This window comes from Vreelandella titanicae BH1 (assembly GCF_000336575.1).
In the GTDB taxonomy this organism is placed as follows: Bacteria; Pseudomonadota; Gammaproteobacteria; order Pseudomonadales; family Halomonadaceae; genus Vreelandella; species Vreelandella titanicae.
In genome coordinates this window covers 73,912-96,264 of record NZ_AOPO01000012.1, presented here as the reverse complement: position 1 = coordinate 96,264, position 22,353 = coordinate 73,912, and the positions used below count along the sequence as shown (strand labels likewise).

Here is a 22,353-nt window from a genome sequence, read left to right as displayed (position 1 = left end):
AGCGAGGCGGATACTACGGTGAACATTTACCGCGGTCAAGTTTTTACATCAGCAGCGGACAACTAATTCTCCTTTGTCGTTAGCTGTGGCACTCTATATGCACATATAGTTAACAAGATAGAGTAGTGTCCAAGGCCAACGCCTGAGTCCATGATGTTTCCAAGCAGGAGCCTGTCCATTGATCAGTGTACTTATCGCCGATGATCATCACCTAGTAAGAACTAGCATTGCTCACCTGCTAAATGAAGAGTGTGACATTAAAATTGTGGGCGAGGTCGACGATGGCGAAAGTGCAGTAACACAGTGTCGCCATTTAAAACCCGACATCGTGTTGATGGATATTCGCATGCCGGGCATAGGCGGGCTCGAAGCCACTCGACGCATTCACCGCAACATGGAAGACGTGAAGGTCTTGATCTTGACCGCGCATATGGAAGACAGCGTGCTGCGCCGCATGCTTGAAGCAGGTGCTTCAGGCTTTTTAAGCAAAGGTGCAGATGCGATAGAGATGACCGATGCCATTCGCCAAGTGTTTCATGGCCGCCGCTATGTCAGTCAGGAAATTGCCCAACGCCTGGCGCTTTCGCACTTCACCGAGGAAGATAATCCGTTTAGCCACCTCTCCCACCGTGAGCTACAGATTGCCCTGATGATCGTTAACTGCCAGCGAGTGCAAGATATCTCCGATCGCCTGCACTTAAGCCCTAAAACGGTAAACACCTATCGTTACCGACTCTTTGATAAACTACAGGTTGCCACCGACGTCGAGCTTACTCACTTAGCGCTCCGTCACGGGCTGGTCGAGGGGTTTGACGCCACCCAAATATAACCCCTATCTTCCCTGCTGTTATCGGGTACCGACACGCTAATATGACCTTTGATTCAAAACAGTTCTTGAGCTCGGTAAGCTCCTCGCCAGGGGTTTACCGCATGCTCGACGAGCAAAGCAATACGCTCTATGTGGGCAAAGCCAAGCGCTTAAAGGCACGCCTAGCCAGCTATTTCCGTGGTCAACTGAATACCAAAACCCAGGCCATGGTGGGGCGTATCGCCGACGTTCAGGTCACCGTCACCCGCACGGAAACTGAAGCCCTTCTGCTCGAACAGACGCTGATCAAACAATTGCGTCCGCCTTATAACATTTTACTGCGCGACGATAAGTCCTACCCGTTTGTCTTTGTTACCGACCGCCATCCTTACCCGGCACTTGAGTATAAGCGCGCCCGTCAGCGCAGCGACGATGGTCGCTACCTAGGCCCCTACCCTAGCAGCGGAGCCGTGCGTGAAAGCTTGGCGCTGATGCAAAAGATATTTCATATTCGCAACTGCGAGGACAGCGTCTTTGCCCATCGCTCACGCCCCTGCTTGCAGTATCAGATTCATCGCTGTAGCGCTCCCTGCGTCGACTATATCTCCGCCGAAGACTACCGGCGCGACCTCGAACACGCAGTGATGTGCCTGGAAGGCAAAAGTGAGAGTGTTACTCAAGAACTGATGGAGGCGATGGAAAAGGCCAGCCAGGCACTCAACTTCGAGGAGGCCGCCCGTCTTCGCGACCAGGTTCAGCAACTGCGCCAGCTTCAGCAACGCCAGTTTGTCGACACCGGCGGCGGTGATGCGGATATTTTCGCCCTCGCCCAGCGCCCCGGTGCACTGGGCGTTTCGGTGTTGAGCGTGCGCGATGGTCGCCTGCTGGGGGCGCGTCATCACACGCCGAAAAACGATCTGGATCTACCGCTTGAAACGCTGCTCACCGAAGTAGTCAGCCAATACTATTTCGGTCAACCGCACAACGTGCCCAGCGAAGTGATTACCAGCCACCCGTTAGACGACAGCGAGCTGATTGCCGAAGCGCTGACCCAACAGGCGGGCAAGCGCATTCGCGTTACCAGCCAAGTGCGCGGCCACCGCGCCCAGTGGCAACAGCTCGCCATTACCAACGCTGAGCAGCAGCTAGCCTCTCAACTGGCCAACCAAACCCAGCTCACTCAACGCTTTACCGCCCTGCAGAAAGCGCTGGGCTTAGCGGACACACCGCAACGCCTGGAGTGTTTCGACATCAGCCATAGCCACGGCGAGGCGACCGTTGCCTCCTGCGTGGTGTTTGATCACCAAGGCCCACGCAAAAGCGATTACCGCCATTTCCGCATTGAAGGGGTAGCCGCCGGTGATGACTACGCTGCCATGCAGCAGGCCCTAACCCGACGCCTTAAGCGCGTGAAAAGCGGTGAAGCAGTCGCCCCTGACATCCTGATCGTCGACGGTGGCAAGGGCCAGCTCAATATGGCCCGCGAGGTGTTTAAAGAACTCGACATCGTCAACATCATTCTATTGGGTGTCGCCAAAGGCACCACGCGCAAGGCGGGGCTTGAAAGCCTGTTTGTGGAAACAGCGGACAATCCGCTAGATTTGGACCCTGCCTCCCCCGCCCTACACTTGATCCAGCATATTCGTGATGAATCACACCGTTTTGCCATTGCTGGCCACCGCGCTCAGCGCGATAAAGCGCGACGCACTTCAACCCTACAAGATATCCCCGGCATTGGCCCCAAACGTCGACGGGAATTACTGCGCTTTTTCGGCGGCCTGCAGGGCGTGCAAAAGGCCAGCCGCGATGAACTCGCTCGCGTACCGGGCATTAATGCGTCGTTAGCCGAGAGTATTTACCGAGCACTCAACGGATAAACGCCCGTTTGGCATGGATGCCATCGGCCAAGGGGGATAGAATGAGGCCAGACACTTCGAATCCTCTGATTTTCCGGCAAGGATCGCTCTCTGCGATGAATATACCCAACATACTGACACTGGCGAGAATCGCCTTTATTCCGCTGCTAGTGGTGCTGTTTTATCTACCCTTCAGTTGGAGCATGCCCGTGGCGGCCGGTCTATTTGGTCTGGCCTCCATTACCGACTGGCTGGATGGCTATTTAGCGCGACGCTGGAATCAGTCAACGCCTTTTGGCGCTTTTTTAGACCCAGTGGCTGACAAACTCATGGTGGTCGTCGCCCTAGCGCTATTGATCGAGCGTTACGACACCCTGGTACTGACGCTCCCTGCGCTGGTGATTATCGGCCGGGAAATTGTCATTTCGGCGCTGCGTGAGTGGATGGCTGAAATGGGCAAACGCGGCATGGTGGCGGTTTCTTGGATAGGCAAGCTTAAAACCACTCTGCAAATGGTGTCACTGCTGATCTTGCTGGCGCTTCCACCGACGCACGAATTTGCGCTGTTAGGCGTTGTAGTACTATATACCGCCGCTATCCTAACGCTGTGGTCGATGATTCAGTACCTAAAAGCCGCCTGGCCGCATCTTAGCCGCTCCATGTAAGCTGCTGATAAGTAAATAAGGAACACACGCTAATTCATTGATTGACAACGCGGTGGCGATCCGTATAATTCGCCCTCGAGTCGAGCGGGAATAGCTCAGTGGTAGAGCATCGCCTTGCCAAGGCGAGGGTCGGGAGTTCGAATCTCCTTTCCCGCTCCAACGACTTTTGAGGCTGGATGGCAGAGTGGTTATGCAGCGGACTGCAACTCCGTGTACGCCGGTTCGATTCCGACTCCAGCCTCCATCTTTGTGTAGCAATGGTGTTTTAAGTAGAACGAAACAGCATTGCGATGTGATCTTTTTGTGATGTATAGCCCGGATGGCGAAATCGGTAGACGCAAGAGACTTAAAATCTCTCGGGGGCAACCCCGTGCCGGTTCAAGTCCGGCTCCGGGCACCATTTCTGTTGTTTTACTTCCCCTCCAGCTTTTCTTCTTCAGTCATTTATTTCCTGTATCGGTTTTCTTTACGCGGCCTTTTACCGCGCCTATTCGCGTACTCGAACATCGCGCAATTGTCTCCCCGAATATCACTCATTTCTTAAGCCGAAGCATCGCTAAACGCTAATCGCCGCGCTATGATGCCTGCCTTCTAACTTTTCGCGCGCGACGAAGCTAGTGACGTTTAGGGTTTGCAATATTTCGGTCAGTATCAAGGGGGAGCGGGCACCATGAGCACGCCAACATCCGATGTACTTATCATTGGCGGCGGCGTCGCTGGGCTCACCCTTGCCTTGGAAGTGGCTGACCACAGGTCCGTGACGCTGGTTCGCCCTGCACAAGATGATCAAGGCGCCAGCCGCTGGGCTCAAGGCGGCATTGCGGCCGTGCTCTCGCCGGATGACGACCTTGACGCGCATATCAATGACACCTTGGTGGCTGGCGATGGGCTATGCGATATCGAGGCCGTTCGCTTTACCGTTACCCATGGGCCCGCTGCTATTCAGTGGCTGATTGATAAGGGTGTTCCCTTTACACCCGAGCACGACCCTGCCGCACGCTACCCATATCATCTAACCCGAGAAGGCGGCCACAACGCACGGCGGATCATACATGCTGACGACGCCACCGGCCGTGCCGTGGTGGATACGCTGGTAGACAAAGTAGCGCAGCACCCCAACATCACCCAGCGCAACGATCTAACGGTGGTTGGCCTGCTACAAGATCCCCAAGGTGCCTGCCGCGGCGCCTATGGCAGCGATGCCAACCACCAGTGGCACTCGCTCACTGCGCGCCATACTGTATTGGCCACTGGCGGCGCAAGCGGCCTTTACCGCCACACCACTACGCCCGCTCCTAGTAGCGGCGAAGGCATGATGATGGCTGCTGAGCTGGGTGCTCGGTTAATGAATCTAGAGTTTCAACAGTTTCATCCAACCTGCCTGTTTGACCCCGAAGGCCCGGCGTTTTTGATAAGTGAGGCGGTTCGTGGTGAAGGCGGGCATCTGCTCAATGAGGCGGGAGAGCGTTTCATGCTGGCGCTGGATAAGCGCGCGGAGCTAGCCCCGCGGGATGTCGTCGCCCGCGCCATTGATGCAGAAATACAGCGCAGCACTCTGGGCCACGTGTGGTTGGATATTCGCCATTTAGGTGAAAAGGCAATTCGCCACCACTTCCCCACTATTCTGGCGCACTGTGCCTGCCGGGGGATTGATATCACCCAGCAGGCTATCCCCGTGGTGCCTGCCGCCCATTATAGCTGCGGCGGTGTCGCCACCGACTTGCAAGGCGCCACGAACGTTGCCAACCTCTATGCCATCGGTGAAACCGCCTGCACGGGGCTTCATGGCGCCAACCGTATGGCCAGCAACTCGCTGTTAGAGTGCTTGGTATTTGCCCGCAGCTGTGCACAAGCGCTGTTAGCCGACGTGGAACAGCACGGCCAAACGACCAGCGGTAGCGGATTTCAGCCCCCGGCGCAGGCTGCGGCGACTGTCTTACCCAAGGCAGTACTCAGCGATATACGCCAACAAATGCGCACCACCATGAGCCAGCATGTCTCCATTGTGCGCAGCGCCACCGGGCTAAGTACTGCCCTGACGCACTTGAAGTCACTGCTAAACAGCGTGGAAGAGATTCAGGGAGCCCTAACAGCCCCGGAAGGCAAACGCCTGCACCAGACCCTACAGTTAGCACTATTGACTGTTCTCGCCGCTCAGCAGCGGCATGAGTCACGCGGACTGCATTACTCCACCGACTGGCCTAGCCGGCAGCCTGAAGCCGTTGCTTCTTCGCTTGCGATGAACGACTTAACAGACGCGTTAGCAACAAACCGCTAGCGGCCCGGACGATGAAAGAGCTTGCGCGCCTCACGCAAGCTTTGTTGAGGCGCGCTATCAGGCCAGAGCCAAACCCGCTGCTTACCCACATAAAGCCCTATTAACCAGGGCCCTAGATAGTCACAGCGTACTCGATCCGTATCGCCCAGAGCCTCATTTCGCGTGAGAGCCCCCTCTTCAGGCTGCGACTCGCGCAGCCAACGACCTTGAACTTGTGGCGCCGTCGACGTCAGCGAGAGCACGCCTTTGGGTTGACGAAGATAGCCGCGCCATCCAAGGACAACGCCTAACACCGTTATCGCCACCGCCGCTGGCATGCCCCCTACCCAATAGCTCAGCGCCACAATGCCGATCAACAATCCACATTGGGCTAGTAGCCAATACTTAGAGGGTACGATAGGCAGAATTATCGGTGGTTTCAGCATGTTCAACGATCATTTGTACGATACGCCGCTGGCTAGGCTCCTCGGGCCACTCTCGGTGCATCAGCCAGACAAAAAGATCCTGATCCTCGCCTTCAATGAGCTGCTGGTAGGCCAGTTGATCCGCTTCGCTAAGATGGTCAAAACGCTGTTCAAGAAATGGAATAAGCAGCAGGTCAAGCTCCCACATACCGCGCCGGGAGTGCCAGTAAAGCCGTTTGCGCAAAATGGCTGCTGGGGAATTATCGTCGTTCAACGTCAGCCGCTCCAGTTATATAAATGAAAGGCCAGTATACCTAAGCTGTGGGGTCGCGCCAGCGCCCTCCATCGCCTATGCTATTAAAGAGTGTAGAACCTTGTTTTATCTGAATTGTTTTATACTGAATTGCGCAGTATGCTGAATTTGATGTTAGCGAGGTCGAGAGCGCGTCACGGCCTTCAATGTTCGCAGGGAGCCAACCGATGACTAAATCTGAATTAATCGAACAAATTGCGATGCGTCAGCCGGAGTTATCCGCCAAAGATGTTGAAACGGCGGTGCGTATTATCCTGGACGACATGACGGATTCTCTAGCTAGCGGCGGTCGCGTTGAAATTCGTGGTTTCGGCAGTTTTTCACTGCACTATCGGGAGCCGCGGGTAGGGCGCAATCCAAAAACAGGCGATGCAGTCGATCTGGAAGGTAAGTATGTGCCGCACTTCAAGCCTGGCAAGGAGCTACGCGAGCAGGTAGACGCTAGTCGAGCACTAGGCTACTAAAACGCGACTATTAATTTCTGTGGGATGACGTCGCCGCTTGAGTCGTACACAATAGCGCTACCGTGAACGTCACAGACTAGGAAACTCACATGCGTTGGATCAAAGGGCTGATTTTAGCCGTTATTTTGCTGATAGTAGTGCTGGTAGGCATTCTGTTTGCCGTTAATAATCAGCAAACCATTGCCTTAAACCTTATCTGGCTGGAGCTGCCAGCGGTATCACTCTCGGTTTGGCTACTCGCTACCCTGGTGTTTGGCGTCATACTCGGCATGCTCGCCATGCTAGGTGTCTACGTGCGGCTAAAAGCCACCCTGGCCCGCAGCCAGCGCCAGAATAAGCAGCAGCGTAAAGAGCTCGATAGCCTACGCACTCAGGAGTTTAAGGAACTGGCATAAATGCTGGATGTCGCGCTGCTAAGCGTACTGTTGGTCGCCATTGCCATTGGTTACGGGTTAGGTTATCGCCAAGCCTTACGCCGCCGACATCGCACCCATCCGCCTGCGGCCTCGTCTCAAGGCCTCTCCCGGGACTACTTCGTCGGGCTGAATTACCTGCTTAATGAGCAGCCCGACGAAGCGATCAATACTTTTATCAACGTGCTAGCGGTCAACAGTGACACGGTTCACACCCATATCGCCCTCGGCAAGCTGTTTCGCGCCCGCGGCGAGGCCGACAAAGCCGTTAGCATTCACCAAAACCTATTGGCTCGCCCCGCCCTTTCGCAGCACACTAACGAACAGATCCAGCTTGAACTTGCTCGGGATTTTATGGCGCTTGGTGTTCATGACCGCGCCCAGCGGCTACTCAATACCCTGCTGGAGCATAGCGGTGATGATGATCACCGCTATGCTGCCAAACAGCTGCTCGTCGACTTATTAGAGCGTGAAAAAGCGTGGCAGCAAGCCCTTGACGTTATTCAGCCGCTGCTTAAACAGTATCCTAAGATGCGTCGCCCCGCGGCGCACTGGCTATGCGAGCTGGCACTGGAAGAAATTAGTGAAGCCAGTCGACCTCTGGCGAAAAAGCATCTCAAAAAAGCCCTGCAGCTGGATGAGAAATGCGTTCGCGCCACCCTGATGCTGGCCGAACTAGAGATGGACAACGGGCACTATGCCCGCGCTATTGAGCGATTAGACAACATCCCCGGCCAGGAGATAGCGCATATCCCCACCATGCTGCCTGCCCTTAAGCACGCCTATATGCGCAATAATGATGACACCGGCTACGAAGCGCACCTCTATCGCCTGCTTGAGCTAGCGCCTTACACCAGTACCATTATTGCCCTAGGTCAGCTCGTTCATCAGCGTGACGGCGTCGACAAAGCGATTGAGTTGATTGGTGAGCGATTGCGCGCCGTGCCGAGTTTAGGCGGGCTGGATTATTTGATCGATCTGTATATTGAAAGCCAGCGCCTTAGTGGAAAACCTTCCCCGGATACGCGCCTACTGTTACTAAAACATCATACCGATGCGCTGCTGCTTAACCGCACGCGTCATCGCTGCCAGCGCTGCGGCTTTGCTAGCGACGCGTTACAGTGGCAGTGCCCCAGTTGCCGCTTCTGGGGCACGATTAAGCCGGTCATTGGCGTGGAGGGCGAATAGTGTTCACAAAGCTAAGGTATGCAGAAATATTTAGTGCCCCTCTAGCTCCGCCTCAATCGCCTCAAGCGCTACCATGGGGTCGTCAGCCTGAGTAACGGGGCGACCAATGACCAGGTGGCTGCTTCCCGCTGCCATAGCCTCATTGGGGCCCATCGTCCGCTGTTGGTCATTAGCGACTGCAAAACTTGGCCGAATACCAGGGGTCACTTTCAAGAACGACTCACCGCATAGCGTTTTGATTCGCGCAGACTCCTGGGCCGAGCAGACCACCCCTTGCAAACCACTCTGCTTGGCCAGGAGCGCTAAGTGCTCCACGTGTTCTGCCAGTGGCGTTTTGATCCCCAGCTCTGCCAAATCATCGGTCTGCATACTGGTCAATACGGTAACGGCGATTAGATGGGTCGTTAAGGCGTTCTGATCCAGGCGTTGCATGGCCGCCTCCATCATCCGCCGCCCACCGCTGGCATGTACGTTGACCATCCACACGCCCTGCTCCGCCGCCGCCTGTACAGCGCTGGCAACGGTATTGGGAATATCGTGGAATTTAAGATCCAAAAACACCTCAAATCCGCGCCCATGCAGCGCCTCAAGCACTGCCGGGCCGCTACGGGTGAACAGTTCTTTACCCACTTTCACACGGCATCGGGTGGGATCCAACTGATCAGCCATGCACAGCGCGGCGTCTAGCGACGGGTAATCAAGGGCAATAATAATCGGGGAATCGGTGGCCACAACGTTACTCCAAGTACGTTTTTGACCATTATATCAGCCTCTCCCTACTCCTCGCGCCCTCATCATGTAAGCCATTTGCCATATATCCATAGCTAAAATCTTACAACTGCTGTCATATATCGCTGACATAAACACGCTTTAAATAAGGCTAAGTTAACAAGTGCAGCGGCGTTTATCTTGCCCACTGATAACGCGGGCACAGGTAGAAACCTCTACACGACGTCGCATGTGTAAACACAAAAAACCAACGCTATTAAAAGGATCATTGCATATGAAAATGACACTTAAAGGAATGCTGGCCGCACTACTGTTTAGCATTAGCTTAGGGCTTTCCAGTGGCGTGCTGGCACAAGATGTAGCCCCGATTAACGTCAATACTGCCGATGCTGAACTGCTGGCCGAACTACCAGGGATCGGCCCCAGCCGAGCCGACGCGATCATTGAAGAGCGCGAAACCAACGGCGTCTTTGAAAGCGCTGCAGATCTTGAGCGCGTCAGCGGCATTGGGCCTGCCACCATTGACCGCATGCGCGATCAAGTGACATTTGAATAGCCTCATTGGAGAGCATGTCGCTCGTTAACGCTACAGTGCCCGGTGTGCATAAGCACCGGGCACTGTGAAAAGCGCATGTTAAATCATCCACATATCCATAAATTTGTGTACAGGCATCGCTTCAAGCGTTGTTTGATGACTGCACAGCTCGGCGATTTTTTGGCAACGACTTGTCGGAAAGCGAGTTGCCAGATTGCGCTCAAACTTTTCAACCAATAGCGGCATCCCCTCTTCCCGACGACGTCGGTGGCCGACCGGATACTCCACTGTCACTTTATCGGTCGCACTCCCATCGCTAAAAAACACCTGCACTGCATTAGCGATAGAGCGCTTCTCAGGGTCGTGGTAATCCGCCGAATACTCGGCGTTTTCTTCTACCACCATTTTATTACGCAGCTCATCTATTAGCGGATGAGCTGCATGAAAGCTGTCTTCATAGTGCTCGGCGGTAAGCGCACCAAAGATAAGCGGCACCGCTGTCATGTATTGCAGGCAGTGGTCACGATCCGCCGGATTGGCGAGTGCGCCGGTTTTGGAAATAATCCGAATAGCCGAATCGTGGGTGGTGAGCACGATTTTCTCGATATCGGCCAAGCGGTCTTTCACCTGCGGATGGAGCGTCACGGCGGCTTCACAGGCGGTTTGAGCGTGAAACTCAGCGGGGAAGGAGATCTTAAACAGAATGTTCTCCATCACGTAGCTGCCAAACTCCCGCTGAAAGCGTAGGCGGCGGTCAGCTTCCGGTTTGAGGCTCAAATCTTTGTTGGCATGACTGAACAGCACATCGTAGAAGCCCCATTGGGGCGCCGAGAGCGCGCTGGGAATACCCATTTCACCGCGCAGGGCGATATCCGCTAAGCGCACGCCCCGTGAGGTGGCGTCCCCTGCGGCCCAGCTTTTACGTGAACCAGCATTTGGCGCATGACGATAGGTGCGCAGGCTCTGACCATCCACCCAGGCGTGTGAAAGCGCCGAGAGCAACTGTTCACGATTGGCGCCCAACAGCTTGGCGGCCACCGCCGTAGAGGCGACCTTCACCAGCACCACGTGATCGAGGCCAACCCGATTGAAGCTATTCTCCAGCGCCAGCACGCCCTGAATCTCATGGGCCATGATCATGGCGTTGAGCACATCGCGCATCGCAAGCGCAGCGTCGCCTTGTGCAACCCGCTGCTGGGAAAGGTGGTCAGCAACGGCGAGTATCGCGCCAAGATTGTCGGAAGGGTGCCCCCACTCGGCGGCAAGCCAAGTGTCGTTATAATCCAACCAGCGAATGATACAGCCGATATCCCACGCCGCCTTAACCGGGTCAAGGCGAAGCGAGGTGCCCGGTATCCGCGACCCAAACGGTACTACCGTGCCCTCCACTATCGGGCCTAAGTGCTTTGTGCACTCTGGAAAACGCAGCGCCAACAGCCCGCAGCCAAGCGTATCCATTAAGCAGTAGCGGGCGGTTTCCAATGCCTCATCGGACGCCACCTGATAATTGAGTACGTAATCGGCAATAGCCTGTAGCTCGGGGTCGTAATCGGGCCGCTCATTGGCTTCGGATGTGGCAGACATGGATCTATCTCCTACTGTTGAATCACCTACTCAGTATGGCCCAAGGAATGCGTCCTAAAAGCTGTCACCAGGAATTCTCACAAATCCTTCCATCAACACCCGCGCGCTGCGGCTCATCAGTGCCTGTTCGATATGCCAACGCCCTTCCACCAGGCTTGCCTCAGCTCCCACCCGCAGGCTGCCGGAAGGATGCCCGAAGGTGACCTCGTTTCGTTTACCGCCACCGGCGGCCAGGTTCACTAATGTGCCTTCAATGGCCGCCGCCGCAGCAATGGCAACGGCGGCGGTGCCCATCATGGCGTGGTGTAGTTTGCCCATGGAGAGCGCTCGCACCAGCAGATCGATATCCGCCGCCAGTACGTTTTTACCGCTCGATGATACGTAATCCGCCGGCGGCGCTACGAAAGCCACTTTGGGCGTGTGCTGTCGTTTACCCGCTTCGCTGACATCACTGATTAGCCCCATGCGCACAGCACCATGGGCACGGATAGTTTCAAACATCTCAAGCGCCCGGCTGTCACCATTGATGGCATCCTGCAGCTCGGCGCCGGTATAGCCAATGTCGGCGGCGTTAATAAACACGGTGGGAATACCGGCATTAATCAGGGTTGCTTTCAATATCCCCACGCCTGGCACATCAAGCTGATCAATGAGATTACCGGTGGGAAAAATGGCTCCCTCACCATCGGCCGGATCCATAAAGGCCACCGGAATCTCGGCAGCAGGAAAGGTCACGCCATCCAGCTCAAAATCGCCAGTTTCCTGCACTTCGCCATTGACGATAGGAACCCGTGAGACGATGGTTTTCTGTATATTCACCTGCCAAATGCGTACCTCGGCCACCCCGTTTTCAGGAATACGTGCAGGGTCAACAAGACCATTGCTAATCGCAAAAGGGCCGACCGCCGCGGAGAGGTTGCCGCAGTTACCGCTCCAATCCACATAGGGCTTGTCGATGGAGACCTGACCGAACAGGTAATCCACATCGTGTTCTGCCGATTCACTTTCAGACAGAATCACCGTCTTGCTGGTACTTGAAGTGGCGCCCCCCATACCATCAATCTGCTTTTCGTAAGGGTCAGGGCTACCGATGACACGCAGTAGCAACTGATCCCGCGCCACGCCTGGCTGCTGGGCCGCTTCGGGTAGGTCGCTTAGTTTAAAAAACACGCCCTTACTGGTGCCGCCGCGCATATAGGTGGCTGGAATTTTTATCTGCGGCACACGGTTGTTTTGAACTGACTCGCTCATCATTACCACTCCTAAAAATAACCCGGTGCTCCAAGCTTTATCTGAAAAGCTAAAGGCACCGGGTTCACTTGGTCAGCTAGGCCGTTTCAATTAAGCCGCCGTGGACTCAAGAAAGTCCTGGGCAAAACGCTGCAGTACACCACCAGCAGTGTAAATAGACACCTCCTCGGCGGTGTCCAAACGGCACTTCACCGTAACCCGCTCGCTTTCACCGTTTTGGCGGTGGATCACTAGGGTGAGCATCGCCCCTGGCGAAACGGCGCCTTCGACATCAAAGGTTTCAGTGCCGTCCAGGCCCAGTGTCATACGCGTAGTCCCGGGCTCAAACTCCAGCGGCATCACCCCCATCCCGATCAGGTTGGTGCGGTGAATACGCTCAAAGCCTTCGGCGGCGATCGCTTCCACGCCCGCCAGCGCCACGCCTTTAGCCGCCCAGTCCCGTGAGGAGCCCTGACCGTAATCCGCCCCGGCAATAATGATCAGCGGCTGCTTGCGGGCCATGTAGGTTTCAATCGCCTCCCACATGCGGGTGACTTGGCCTTCCGGCTCTACCCGCGCCAGCGAGCCCTGTTTAACGTTGCCGTCGGCATCGCGCACCATCTCGTTGAACAACTTCGGGTTGGCGAAGGTAGCGCGCTGGGCAGTCAGGTGGTCACCGCGGTGGGTGGCGTAGGAGTTGAAGTCTTCCTCCGGCAGGCCCATTTTGGCCAAGTACTCCCCTGCCGCGCTGTTCAACTGAATCGCGTTGGAGGGTGAGAGATGATCGGTGGTGATATTGTCCGGCAAAATTGCCAGCGGCCGCATGCCTTTCAGGGTGCGCACTTTAGCCATATTGCCCTCCCAGTAAGGCGGGCGACGGATATAGGTGCTCTGGGGCCGCCAGTCATATAGCGGGCTGACCTGAGCGCGGGCACTCTTATCCAGATCGAACATGGGAATATAGGTCTGGCGGAACTGCTCCGGCTTCACCGACGATTTAACAATCGCATCGATCTCTTCATCCGCTGGCCAGATATCCTTCAAAGTGACAGGATTTCCCGCCTGATCCACGCCCAGGACGTCTTTTTCGATATCAAAGCGAATCGTGCCCGCGATGGCATAGGCAACTACCAGAGGCGGTGACGCCAGAAAGGCTTGTTGGGCATGGGGGTGGATACGGCCGTCGAAGTTACGGTTGCCGGAAAGCACGGCGGTCGCATAGAGATCACGCTCAATAATCTCCTGCTGGATTTTTGGATCCAGCGCTCCAGACATGCCGTTACAGGTGGTGCAGGCATAGGCCACCACCCCAAAGCCGAGGCTTTCCAGCTCGCTCATCAACCCAGCTTCTTCCAGGTACATCTTGACGGTTTTCGAGCCCGGCGCCAGCGACGACTTCACCCATGGTTTACGCAGCAAACCCAACCGGTTGGCGTTACGGGCGATTAGCCCGGCGGCGACCATATTGCGAGGGTTAGAAGTATTGGTGCAGCTGGTAATGGCGGCGATGATAACCGCGCCATCGGGCATTTTGCCCGCTTTCTCTTCCGCCTGTGCCGCCTCAAGCCCAACAGCAATACCACGTTGGGCAAGCTCTGAAGTTGGCAAATGGGCGTGGGGGTTGGAGGGCCCCGCCAGGGTGCGGGTTACCGACGAGAGGTTAAAGGTCAGTACCCGCTCGTACTCAACCTCGGTCAAGCTATCCGCCCACAGGCCGGTGTGCTTGGCGTAGGTTTCGACCAGCGCCACCTGTTCATCTTCACGGCCGGTAATTTTCAGGTAGTCGATAGTTTGGCCATCGATGTAGAACATCGCCGCGGTCGCGCCGTATTCGGGGGTCATATTGGAGATAGTGGCGCGATCGCCGACCGTTAGCGCGTCGGCACCTTCACCGTAGAACTCCAGGTAAGCGCCCACTACCCGCTCTTTACGCAGGAACTCGGTAATCGCCAGTACCATATCGGTGCCGGTAATGCCGGGCTGCAGCTTGCCGGTCAGCTCCACGCCGACGATATCCGGCAGGCGCATCATGGAGGCACGGCCCAGCATGACGCTTTCGGCCTCCAGACCACCGACACCCACCGAGATCACCCCGAGGGCATCGACCATGGGGGTATGGCTATCGGTACCCACACAGGTATCCGGATAGGCAATGCCGTCACGGTTCTGAACCACCGGTGACATCTTCTCCAGATTGATCTGGTGCATGATGCCGTTGCCGGGAGGAATCACATCGACATTCTCAAAGGCCGTTTTAGTCCAGTTGATAAAGTGGAAGCGGTCATCGTTACGGCGATCTTCAATGGCGCGGTTTTTCTCAAAGGCGCCCTCTTCCGACCCTGCGTGCTCCACTGCCAGTGAATGATCGACGATTAGCTGGGTGGGCACTACAGGATTAACCTTGGCGGGGTCACCCCCCTTCTCGGCAATAGCGTCACGCAGCCCGGCCAAATCGACCAGAGCAGTCTGGCCTAGGATATCGTGGCAGACGACACGCGCCGGGTACCAAGGAAAATCCAGGTCACTCTTGCGCTCGATCAACTGTTTTAGCGCATCGGTAAGCAATTCAGGATCGCAGCGGCGCACCAGCTGCTCGGCCAGCACACGTGAGGTATAGGGCAGCTGCGCATAGGCACCGGGCTGGATATCTTCCACCGCCTCGCGAGCATCAAAAAACTCAAGCGCTGTGCCAGGCAGGGGTTTACGGTATTGGGTATTCATAGCAGATAGACTCACAAGAAGGGGGCTGAAAAAAGCCCGGTGTCCAAATCACCGGGCAGCAGGCGGTTCAGTCTCGCGCTTCTATCGGCACCCACTCGCTCTTCTCAGGGCCAGTGTAATCGGCGCTAGGGCGAATAATGCGGTTATTGGCGCGCTGCTCAAATACGTGCGCCGCCCAGCCAGTCAGCCGTGACATCACAAAAATCGGCGTAAACAGCTTGGTGGGTATATCCATAAAGTGATAAGCGCTGGCATGGAAGAAATCTGCGTTACAGAACAGCTTCTTCTCACGCCACATGACCTCTTCGACCCGCTCAGAAACCGGGTAAAGCACCTTATCACCCACATCGTCAGAGAGCTTCTTGGACCAGTGCTTGATAATCGCGTTGCGCGGGTCGGACTCGCGATAAATCGCATGCCCGAAGCCCATAATTTTATCCTTACGCTCCAGCATGCCCATGATCTTGCTTTCTGCTTCTTCCGGCGACTGCCAATCCTCGATCATCGCCATGGCCGCTTCGTTGGCGCCGCCATGCAGTGGGCCGCGCAGCGACCCAATCGCACCGGTCACGCAGGAGTGCATATCGGAAAGCGTCGAGGCGCATACTCTTGCGGTAAAGGTAGAGGCGTTAAACTCGTGCTCGGCGTAAAGAATCAGCGATACGTTCATGACCCGCGCATGCAGTTCAGAGGCGGGCTCGCCGCGCAGCATATTAAGGAAATGCCCGCCTACTGAGTCATCATCCGTTTCGGTATCGATGCGCACACCGTCGTGGGAGAAGCGGTACCAGTAACAAATAATCGAGGGCAGCACCGCCAGCAGCCGATCAGCAACGTCTTGCTGCTGATCAAAATTCTCCTCGGTTTCTAGATTGCCCAGCATTGAAGTGCCGGTGCGCATTACGTCCATCGGGTGAGCGTCTTTGGGGATCTGCTCAAGTACCGTTTTTAATGCATCGGGCAAGCCGCGCAGACTTTTGAGCTTGCTGATGTAGTGGTCTAGCTCACCCTGATTAGGCAACTTGCCTTTTAACAGCAGGTAAGCGACCTCTTCGAATTTGGCTTTTTCAGCCAGCTCTTTAATATCAAATCCGCGGTAGGTCAGGCCTGAGCCTGTTTTGCCTACCGTACACAGCGCGGTGGAACCAGCGCTCTGGCCACGCAGTCCTGCTCCTGTTGCGGGTTTATCAGCCATGGTGTGTCTCCTATTACTGCTTTTATTTTTACTATCGATTTATGAATAAGGTCGTTCATTAAACTTTCGGCAAAGCTATCTTGGTGAGAGGACAGGTTTCCGCGAGGGCGCTGTGAACCCCTCCCTGGGCGCTACTTTTGTCATCCATGACAAAAGACCCTCGCTTCAACCTGTCCTCTCACCAGTTTGCAGAAGAAATCATTTCCAACTGCGCTTCATCTTAACTGGCGGTTTATTGGTCATCGCCTTTCTCGGCAAACAGCGCGTCCAGCTTCTGCTCAAAGTCGTGGTAATTGAGAAAATCGTAGAGTTCGTCGCGGGTTTGCATCAGCGGCACCACGTCTTTTTGGTGGCCGTTGTCGAGGATGCTTTGATAGACCTGCAGTGCCGCAGCGTTCATGGCGCGGAAGGCCGAGAGCGGGTAAAGCACCATGCGGCAGCCAACCTCGCCAAGCTCCGTTTGAGTAAACAGCGGAGTAGCACCGAACTCGGTGATGTTAGCCAAAATGGGTGCATTGACCCGTTCACAGAAGGCTTTGTAATCATCCAGGGTATGAACCGCTTCAGCGAAGATGGCATCTGCACCGGCTTCAACGCAGGCGTTGGCACGCTCAATGGCAGCATCAAGCCCCTCTTTTTGAAACGCATCGGTGCGAGCAATCAAATAGAAGTCGGGATCGATCTTGGCATCCGCTGCCGCTTTAATGCGGTCGACCATCTCCTGCTGGGAGACAATCGCCTTATTGGGGCGGTGTCCACAGCGCTTTTGAGCCACCTGATCTTCCATATGTATCGCGGCCACGCCAGCGCGCTGCATCTCTTTGACAGTGCGGGCGATATTGAAGGCGCCGCCCCAACCGGTATCGATATCTACCAGCAGTGGTAGCTCGGTAGCGCCGCAGATACGGTGGGCATCTTCCACCACATCATTCATGGTCGTCATGCCCAGATCCGGCAAGCCGAACGAGGCGTTAGCTACGCCGCCACCAGAGAGGTAAATGGCTTGATGGCCAACCTTGTCGGCCATTAGCGCTGTATAGGCATTAATGGTGCCTAAGATCGGCAGCGGACGGTTAGCCTCAAGCGCGGCTCGAAACCGGGCGCCGGGAGTCATCAGGGACATGGGGCGTTTCTCCTATTGCTAATTTCTAGTTATGTTTTAGCTGCGTGATTAAGAGCTTTGCGATTTAGATGCTGACTCTTCGAGGGTCGCTGCATAGCGATCCGCCACATTCGCGCGGGAGGCGCTGACATGGCGGCGCATGAGCAGCTCGGCCAGCTCCGGATCGCCAGCTTCAATGGCATCAACAATGCGATGGTGCTCGACAAAGGCGCGCTGCGGTCGCGTGCCGCTGGCACTGAACTGGGTGCGGTAAAGGCGCACAAGGTAGTAAAGGTCATCACAGAGCAGGTTCATTAGCATTTTGTTGTGGCTGCCCTGAACGATGCAGTAGTGAAAATCGAGATCGCCTTCGCGCTGATAGTAAGCTTCGCCACGCTTTAAATCCGCCTGACCTTCGTGCAGCGCTAGCACATCCCGTAAACCCTGAACCTCTTCCGGCGACATATGCTCTGCCGCCAAGCGCGCTGCCATACTTTCCAAGGCTTCACGCAGATCAAACAGCTCTAAAAGCTCTTTCATCGAGAGCTTAACTACCCTTGCGCCCACATGGGGAACCCGCTCGATGAGGCGGTGTGCTTCCAGGCGGCGCATCGCCTCGCGCAGCGGCCCACGTGAAATACCGTAGGTTTTAGACAATCCCGGCTCGGTGATCTTACTGCCGGGAGCAAGCTCGCCGCGTACGATGGCATCCTGCAACTGATGAAATACCCGCTCGGCGAGCGTGCGTACTTCAGGGGCTGCCATTTCATGCGGCGAGGTGTCGGAATAAGAAGAAGAAATGGGTAAGCTCATGGCGAATTGTCGACAATTAGAAATATAGCGAAACTTTAGCCCCGCGAACCACCGCCGTCAACCTGCTTATAAAGCGACTTTATACATCTTTCGTTGTAGGCAAAAAGTCTATCTGCAAAAACAGTGTCAACAATCCTCTTCCGAGCGTGAGAAATGCGTCAATCGTGCGACTGGTGCCGATCTTCAACGACCTCTAACATATGCAGCCCTTTTACCGGCCAGGCGTTTGCTTAATGAACCAGGCGTTGACGATAACTGCCCTGCCCTATTCACCCGACCCATTGGGAATATTCGCCTGCCTACGTGCCAGGCCCGGCGCGGTGCTGCTCGATAGTGGCCGCCCTATCGCCACTGGTCGCTTTGATATTATCAGCAGCGACCCGCTTGCCACGCTTGAAGTTGCTCATCATGGCGAAGCAAGCATGGCGTCAGATCAGCTTAGCCCACCGGCGCACATAGCTAACGATGCGTTTGCCCTTCAGCAGTGGCTACTGGATCAACTGGATATTCCTAATGAAACCAGTGAACTCCCTTTTCTAGGCGGGCTAATAGGTTACTGGGGTTACGATTTAGGGCGTAAAACCTTATCGATCAAGAGTGCTCAGGCAAGCCCTGTCACGTTACCGCAAGCCCGTTTGGGGCTTTACGACTGGTGTATCACTCTGGATCACATGGCCCAGCAGGCGTGGTTGATCGCACCCCCTCAGCGCCGTGAGCAGGTGGAAAGCTGGCTTACCCAGACGCCAACGCCGAATAGCGCGTTTACATTGACGAATAGCTTTAAAGCAGAACTTAGCCACACCCAATACGTCGCACGCTTTAACGCTGTGCAGCGCTATATTCGCGCGGGTGACTGCTACCAAATCAATTTGGCTCAGCGCTTTTATGCCGACTACCAAGGGGATGAGTGGCAGGCTTACCTGCAGTTACGCAAAGCGACCCCCACACCCTATTCAGGTTTTATGGCCTGGGGCGATAAGGCCGTACTGTCACTTTCACCCGAACGGTTTATTCAGTGCAGCAACGGCGAGGTCGAAACACGACCGATTAAAGGTACCCGCACGCGAGGGGCCACGCTTGAAGAGGATCAGGCGCTGGCGGAACAGCTATTGCGCAGCACTAAAGATCGCGCTGAAAATGTGATGATCGTTGACCTGCTGCGCAATGACCTGGGTCGCGTCTGCCAGCCAGGCTCTATTCGCGTTCCGCAGCTATGTCGCTTAGAGAGCTACCCTAACGTGCACCACCTAGTTAGCGTGGTGCAGGGAACGCTGGCCGGCAACTACACCCCGCTGGCACTGCTTAAGGCGGCCTTTCCCGGCGGCTCAATTACCGGTGCACCTAAAATTCGTGCGATGCAGATCATTGATGAACTAGAACCCTGCCAACGCAGTGTTTATTGCGGCAGCCTTGGCTATGTCGATGTACGTGGCAGCATGGATACCTCCATCGCTATTCGCACTATGGTTGCCGAGGCGGGAAGACTGCATGTATGGGGCGGAGGGGGCTTAGTAGCAGACTCTCAAGCGGACGAAGAGTACACCGAGACTCTGGATAAAATTCGCCACCTTATTGGCGCTTTGGAATAAGCAGTGCGAGCTCTATATCAAAAAGGAATATAAAAGCCAAACTAAACGGTATTGGGGTTCGCTGCCTCCTGTTTGGTAGCCTAGTCAGTATTATTTAATTTCCGATTAGGAGGCAGTATGTCCTCAGAGCTTGAAGCGATTAACAGAGATTTCGCAAATAATCCTCAAGGGTTAGTTGAGTGGGCGCTGACCCAGGGTGCACGACCTATTTGCACCACCAACTTTCGCCCTTTTGAGGCGGTGATTCTTCATATGGTGACCCAGGTGCGCCCGGATATACCCATTGTGTGGATGGACAGCGGCTACAACACCGAAGCAACTTATCAATTCGCTGACGAAGTGATTCAACAACTCAACCTGAACATCGTGAGCTTTGTACCCCGGCGCACGCGCGCCCACCGCGAGGCGCTGGAAGGCCCCATGCCGGGTATCGACGACCCGCGCCACGCAACCTTTACTCAGGAAGTTAAAATCGAGCCCTTCGAGCGTGCGCTGCGTGAAATGCAGCCCGACGTATGGTTCACCGCACTGCGCGCTGAGGACACCCCCGAGCGCGCAAAAATGCAGCCGGTTAGTCGCAACAGCGATGGCCTATTGAAAGTTGCCCCGTTGCTGCAGTGGAGCGCCAAAGATATGTACCAGTATCTACAGGCGCATAATCTGCCCAATAACTTCGATTACTTCGACCCTACCAAGGTGGAAGAGAAGCGCGAGTGCGGGCTACATTTGCAGCACTAACTCCACACTGCGGGTTAATACTCCGGCAGGTCCAGGTCGTCAAACAACGACTGCTCATGGCGCGGGCCTGCCGTTAATGCTTCATCAACCCGGTCGCGGGTTAAATGAGGCGCAAAGCGCTCCAAAAAATCATACATGTAACCGCGCATAAAGGTGCCACGACGGATACCAATTTTTGTCGTAGAGCTGGCAAACAGGTGGCTTGCATCCAGTGCCACCAAGTCATCATCAAGCGCCTCGTCCACAGCCATATGCGCCACAATGCCAACCCCCATGCCCAGCCGTACGTAGGTCTTGATCACGTCGGCATCGGCGGCGGTTAGCACCACATTGGGCGTTAACCCTTTCGCTTTAAAAGCATCGTCTAACTGCGAGCGACCGGTAAACCCGAACACGTAAGTAACCAATGGATGCTCACCGAGAGCCTCCAGGGTCAACGGGCCCTGATGAGTGGCTAGCGGGTGCCCCTTGGGCACCAGTACGCAGCGGTTCCAGCGATAGCAGGGCAGTAATACTAAATCGGTAAATAGCTCCAGCGACTCGGTCGCGATGGCGAAATCGGCCTGGCCTTCACTGACCATCTGTGCGATCTGCTTGGGCGTACCCTGCTGCATATGCAGCGCCACATCAGGATATTTAAGGGTGAATTCGCTGATAATGGGCGGTAGCGCATAACGGGCCTGGGTATGGGTCGTAGCAATGGCCAGGCTACCGCGGCGCTCATCACTATGCTCTTGAGCCACCTGCTTGATGTTTTCGGTGAGACGCAGCACCTGCCCGGCCAGGTCAATAATTGACTGCCCGGCAGGCGTCACACGTGTCAAATGCTTGCCACTGCGCGCAAAAATCTCGACGCCAAGCTCATCTTCTAACAAACGTATCTGTTTAGAGATCCCCGGCTGTGAGGTAAATAGACTTTGAGCCGTGGCCGAGACGTTCAGGTTATGTCGATTGACTTCCCAGATATAGCGGAGCTGTTGTAGCTTCATATCCTCACCTTATTTATTCTCTATACAGATCTATGTAGACCGTATCTTGATGTAGGCCGAATCGTTAAGCACACACAGGCGCTGATGCCACATCACGTCTGACGGATCGTGTCGTCACACTCGGCACTCTACAGCACCATATAGAATAAAAAACACCAAAATAATACTTTTATATTATAAAAAAAACGCCCTACCAGCACCCTTTAATTTCTGCTATTTAGTTAACTCACTGTGCAGGAAATTTGCCAGCAACCTTCGCGCCCGCTAACATCTGCCCACACTTATCGCGATAGACACGAGGCGCGCTGAAAGAGCACCGATGGATCGCGTAATGACCGTTGCTCCATTTGAGGCAACGAAACAGTAAGAGCAACGCAAACGGGAGAAGCAAATGGCTAATAATGTTGATGTCACCAACGCCAATTTTGAGCAAGAAGTCCTCAACGCTGAACAGCCTGTGCTAATGAAGTTCTGGGCGCCTTGGTGTGGCCCATGCAAGGTCATGGCCCCGGTCGTTGATGAAGTAGCTGCAGAACGTCAGGAAAGCCTGAAAGTTGTTAGTGTCAATGTAGACGACGCACCAGAAATTGCTGCCGAGCAAGGCGTCCGCGGTGTACCTACCGTCATGCTGTTTAAATCTGGCACCAAAGTCGCTTCACTTGTTGGCGCACAATCTAAGTCACAACTGACGCAGTTCATCGAACAAAACGCCTGATGAATGTGTAGCACTTGTAATAGC

The 22,353-nt window shown here is 55.2% G+C and carries 21 protein-coding genes and 3 tRNA genes; 14 read left to right on the top strand and 10 right to left on the bottom strand.

Features of this window, described 5'->3' with window-relative positions; genetic code table 11:
- Positions 1 to 178: 178 nt before the first annotated feature.
- From uvrY to nadB, 7 genes are all read left to right on the top strand, one after another.
- Complete coding sequence (gene uvrY, locus HALTITAN_RS18555) at positions 179 to 829, top strand: UvrY/SirA/GacA family response regulator transcription factor (protein ID WP_009288007.1); 651 nt, start codon at positions 179 to 181, stop codon at positions 827 to 829.
- 41 nt (positions 830 to 870) lie between these two features.
- A complete protein-coding gene (gene uvrC, locus HALTITAN_RS18550) occupies positions 871 to 2,685 on the top strand; it encodes an excinuclease ABC subunit UvrC (protein ID WP_009288006.1) in 1,815 nt (604 codons plus the stop codon).
- A 95-nt stretch (positions 2,686 to 2,780) separates the two neighbouring features.
- Positions 2,781 to 3,329, top strand: a complete 549-nt coding sequence (pgsA, locus tag HALTITAN_RS18545; protein ID WP_027958445.1) for a CDP-diacylglycerol--glycerol-3-phosphate 3-phosphatidyltransferase — start codon at positions 2,781 to 2,783, stop codon at positions 3,327 to 3,329.
- Positions 3,330 to 3,413: 84 nt separating this feature from the next.
- Positions 3,414 to 3,488 (top strand) — tRNA-Gly (locus tag HALTITAN_RS18540).
- An 11-nt stretch (positions 3,489 to 3,499) separates the two neighbouring features.
- Positions 3,500 to 3,573, top strand: a tRNA-Cys gene (locus HALTITAN_RS18535).
- A 69-nt stretch (positions 3,574 to 3,642) separates the two neighbouring features.
- Positions 3,643 to 3,729: transfer RNA gene (locus tag HALTITAN_RS18530), tRNA-Leu, on the top strand.
- 270 nt (positions 3,730 to 3,999) lie between these two features.
- Positions 4,000 to 5,607, top strand: coding sequence for an L-aspartate oxidase (gene nadB / locus HALTITAN_RS18525; RefSeq protein ID WP_039860105.1), 1,608 nt, complete (start codon positions 4,000 to 4,002; stop codon positions 5,605 to 5,607).
- Here the strand turns inward: nadB and HALTITAN_RS26085 are convergent.
- Both HALTITAN_RS26085 and HALTITAN_RS18515 read right to left on the bottom strand, forming a co-directional pair.
- Positions 5,604 to 6,032 carry a hypothetical protein gene (locus HALTITAN_RS26085; protein ID WP_230805493.1) on the bottom strand — a complete coding sequence of 143 codons (429 nt, stop codon included), beginning with the start codon at positions 6,030 to 6,032 and terminating at the stop codon, positions 5,604 to 5,606. The genes nadB and HALTITAN_RS26085 overlap by 4 nt on opposite strands.
- Positions 5,992 to 6,285 (bottom strand): FAD assembly factor SdhE, encoded by a 294-nt coding sequence (locus HALTITAN_RS18515; RefSeq protein WP_039860102.1) that lies wholly within the window; start codon positions 6,283 to 6,285, stop codon positions 5,992 to 5,994. The genes HALTITAN_RS26085 and HALTITAN_RS18515 overlap by 41 nt, the downstream gene beginning before the upstream one ends.
- A gap of 206 nt (positions 6,286 to 6,491) precedes the next feature.
- Between HALTITAN_RS18515 and HALTITAN_RS18510 the strand changes: the two genes are divergently transcribed.
- The 3 genes from HALTITAN_RS18510 (at position 6,492) to lapB (ending at position 8,389) form a co-directional block, all read left to right on the top strand.
- A complete protein-coding gene (locus tag HALTITAN_RS18510) occupies positions 6,492 to 6,788 on the top strand; it encodes an integration host factor subunit beta (RefSeq protein ID WP_008959540.1) in 297 nt (98 codons plus the stop codon).
- An 89-nt stretch (positions 6,789 to 6,877) separates the two neighbouring features.
- On the top strand, positions 6,878 to 7,183 hold the full coding sequence (locus HALTITAN_RS18505) for a LapA family protein (protein WP_027958442.1): 306 nt from the start codon (positions 6,878 to 6,880) through the stop codon (positions 7,181 to 7,183).
- Positions 7,184 to 8,389 carry a lipopolysaccharide assembly protein LapB gene (gene lapB / locus HALTITAN_RS18500; RefSeq protein ID WP_009288003.1) on the top strand — a complete coding sequence of 402 codons (1,206 nt, stop codon included), beginning with the start codon at positions 7,184 to 7,186 and terminating at the stop codon, positions 8,387 to 8,389.
- A 30-nt stretch (positions 8,390 to 8,419) separates the two neighbouring features.
- Here the strand turns inward: lapB and pyrF are convergent, their stop codons facing one another.
- A complete protein-coding gene (gene pyrF / locus HALTITAN_RS18495; RefSeq protein WP_009288002.1) occupies positions 8,420 to 9,121 on the bottom strand; it encodes an orotidine-5'-phosphate decarboxylase in 702 nt (233 codons plus the stop codon).
- Between the two features lie 271 nt (positions 9,122 to 9,392).
- On the opposite strand from pyrF, the gene HALTITAN_RS18490 reads away from it, so the two are divergent.
- Complete coding sequence (locus HALTITAN_RS18490) at positions 9,393 to 9,674, top strand: ComEA family DNA-binding protein (protein ID WP_039860098.1); 282 nt, start codon at positions 9,393 to 9,395, stop codon at positions 9,672 to 9,674.
- Positions 9,675 to 9,752: 78 nt separating this feature from the next.
- Here HALTITAN_RS18490 and prpD read toward each other — a convergent pair whose 3' ends face one another.
- From prpD to HALTITAN_RS18460, 6 genes are all read right to left on the bottom strand, one after another.
- Complete coding sequence (gene prpD, locus HALTITAN_RS18485; RefSeq protein WP_009288001.1) at positions 9,753 to 11,237, bottom strand: 2-methylcitrate dehydratase; 1,485 nt, start codon at positions 11,235 to 11,237, stop codon at positions 9,753 to 9,755.
- 54 nt (positions 11,238 to 11,291) lie between these two features.
- Positions 11,292 to 12,491: a 2-methylaconitate cis-trans isomerase PrpF gene (gene prpF, locus HALTITAN_RS18480; protein ID WP_051052137.1), complete on the bottom strand. Its 1,200-nt coding sequence runs from the start codon at positions 12,489 to 12,491 to the stop codon at positions 11,292 to 11,294.
- A gap of 87 nt (positions 12,492 to 12,578) precedes the next feature.
- Positions 12,579 to 15,188: a Fe/S-dependent 2-methylisocitrate dehydratase AcnD gene (gene acnD / locus HALTITAN_RS18475; protein WP_039860097.1), complete on the bottom strand. Its 2,610-nt coding sequence runs from the start codon at positions 15,186 to 15,188 to the stop codon at positions 12,579 to 12,581.
- Between the two features lie 67 nt (positions 15,189 to 15,255).
- Positions 15,256 to 16,383: a bifunctional 2-methylcitrate synthase/citrate synthase gene (gene prpC, locus HALTITAN_RS18470; protein WP_009287998.1), complete on the bottom strand. Its 1,128-nt coding sequence runs from the start codon at positions 16,381 to 16,383 to the stop codon at positions 15,256 to 15,258.
- A 232-nt stretch (positions 16,384 to 16,615) separates the two neighbouring features.
- Positions 16,616 to 17,506, bottom strand: coding sequence for a methylisocitrate lyase (prpB, locus tag HALTITAN_RS18465; protein ID WP_009287997.1), 891 nt, complete (start codon positions 17,504 to 17,506; stop codon positions 16,616 to 16,618).
- Positions 17,507 to 17,554: 48 nt separating this feature from the next.
- The gene (locus tag HALTITAN_RS18460) at positions 17,555 to 18,298 is read right to left on the bottom strand and encodes a GntR family transcriptional regulator (protein ID WP_039860095.1); all 744 of its coding nucleotides are present in this window, start codon (positions 18,296 to 18,298) and stop codon (positions 17,555 to 17,557) included.
- A gap of 233 nt (positions 18,299 to 18,531) precedes the next feature.
- On the opposite strand from HALTITAN_RS18460, the gene pabB reads away from it, so the two are divergent.
- Together pabB and HALTITAN_RS18450 are read left to right on the top strand one after the other, a co-directional pair.
- On the top strand, positions 18,532 to 19,887 hold the full coding sequence (pabB, locus tag HALTITAN_RS18455; RefSeq protein ID WP_039860093.1) for an aminodeoxychorismate synthase component I: 1,356 nt from the start codon (positions 18,532 to 18,534) through the stop codon (positions 19,885 to 19,887).
- 117 nt (positions 19,888 to 20,004) lie between these two features.
- Positions 20,005 to 20,625: a phosphoadenosine phosphosulfate reductase domain-containing protein gene (locus tag HALTITAN_RS18450; RefSeq protein WP_039860092.1), complete on the top strand. Its 621-nt coding sequence runs from the start codon at positions 20,005 to 20,007 to the stop codon at positions 20,623 to 20,625.
- A 14-nt stretch (positions 20,626 to 20,639) separates the two neighbouring features.
- On the opposite strand, the gene cysB is transcribed toward HALTITAN_RS18450, so the two are convergent.
- Entirely contained in the window at positions 20,640 to 21,614 is a 975-nt protein-coding gene (gene cysB, locus HALTITAN_RS18445; RefSeq protein ID WP_009287995.1) for an HTH-type transcriptional regulator CysB, read from the bottom strand.
- A gap of 391 nt (positions 21,615 to 22,005) precedes the next feature.
- Here cysB and trxA point away from each other — a divergent pair, with 391 nt between their 5' ends.
- Positions 22,006 to 22,329, top strand: a complete 324-nt coding sequence (trxA, locus tag HALTITAN_RS18440; protein WP_007113240.1) for a thioredoxin — start codon at positions 22,006 to 22,008, stop codon at positions 22,327 to 22,329.
- Positions 22,330 to 22,353 lie beyond the last annotated feature (24 nt).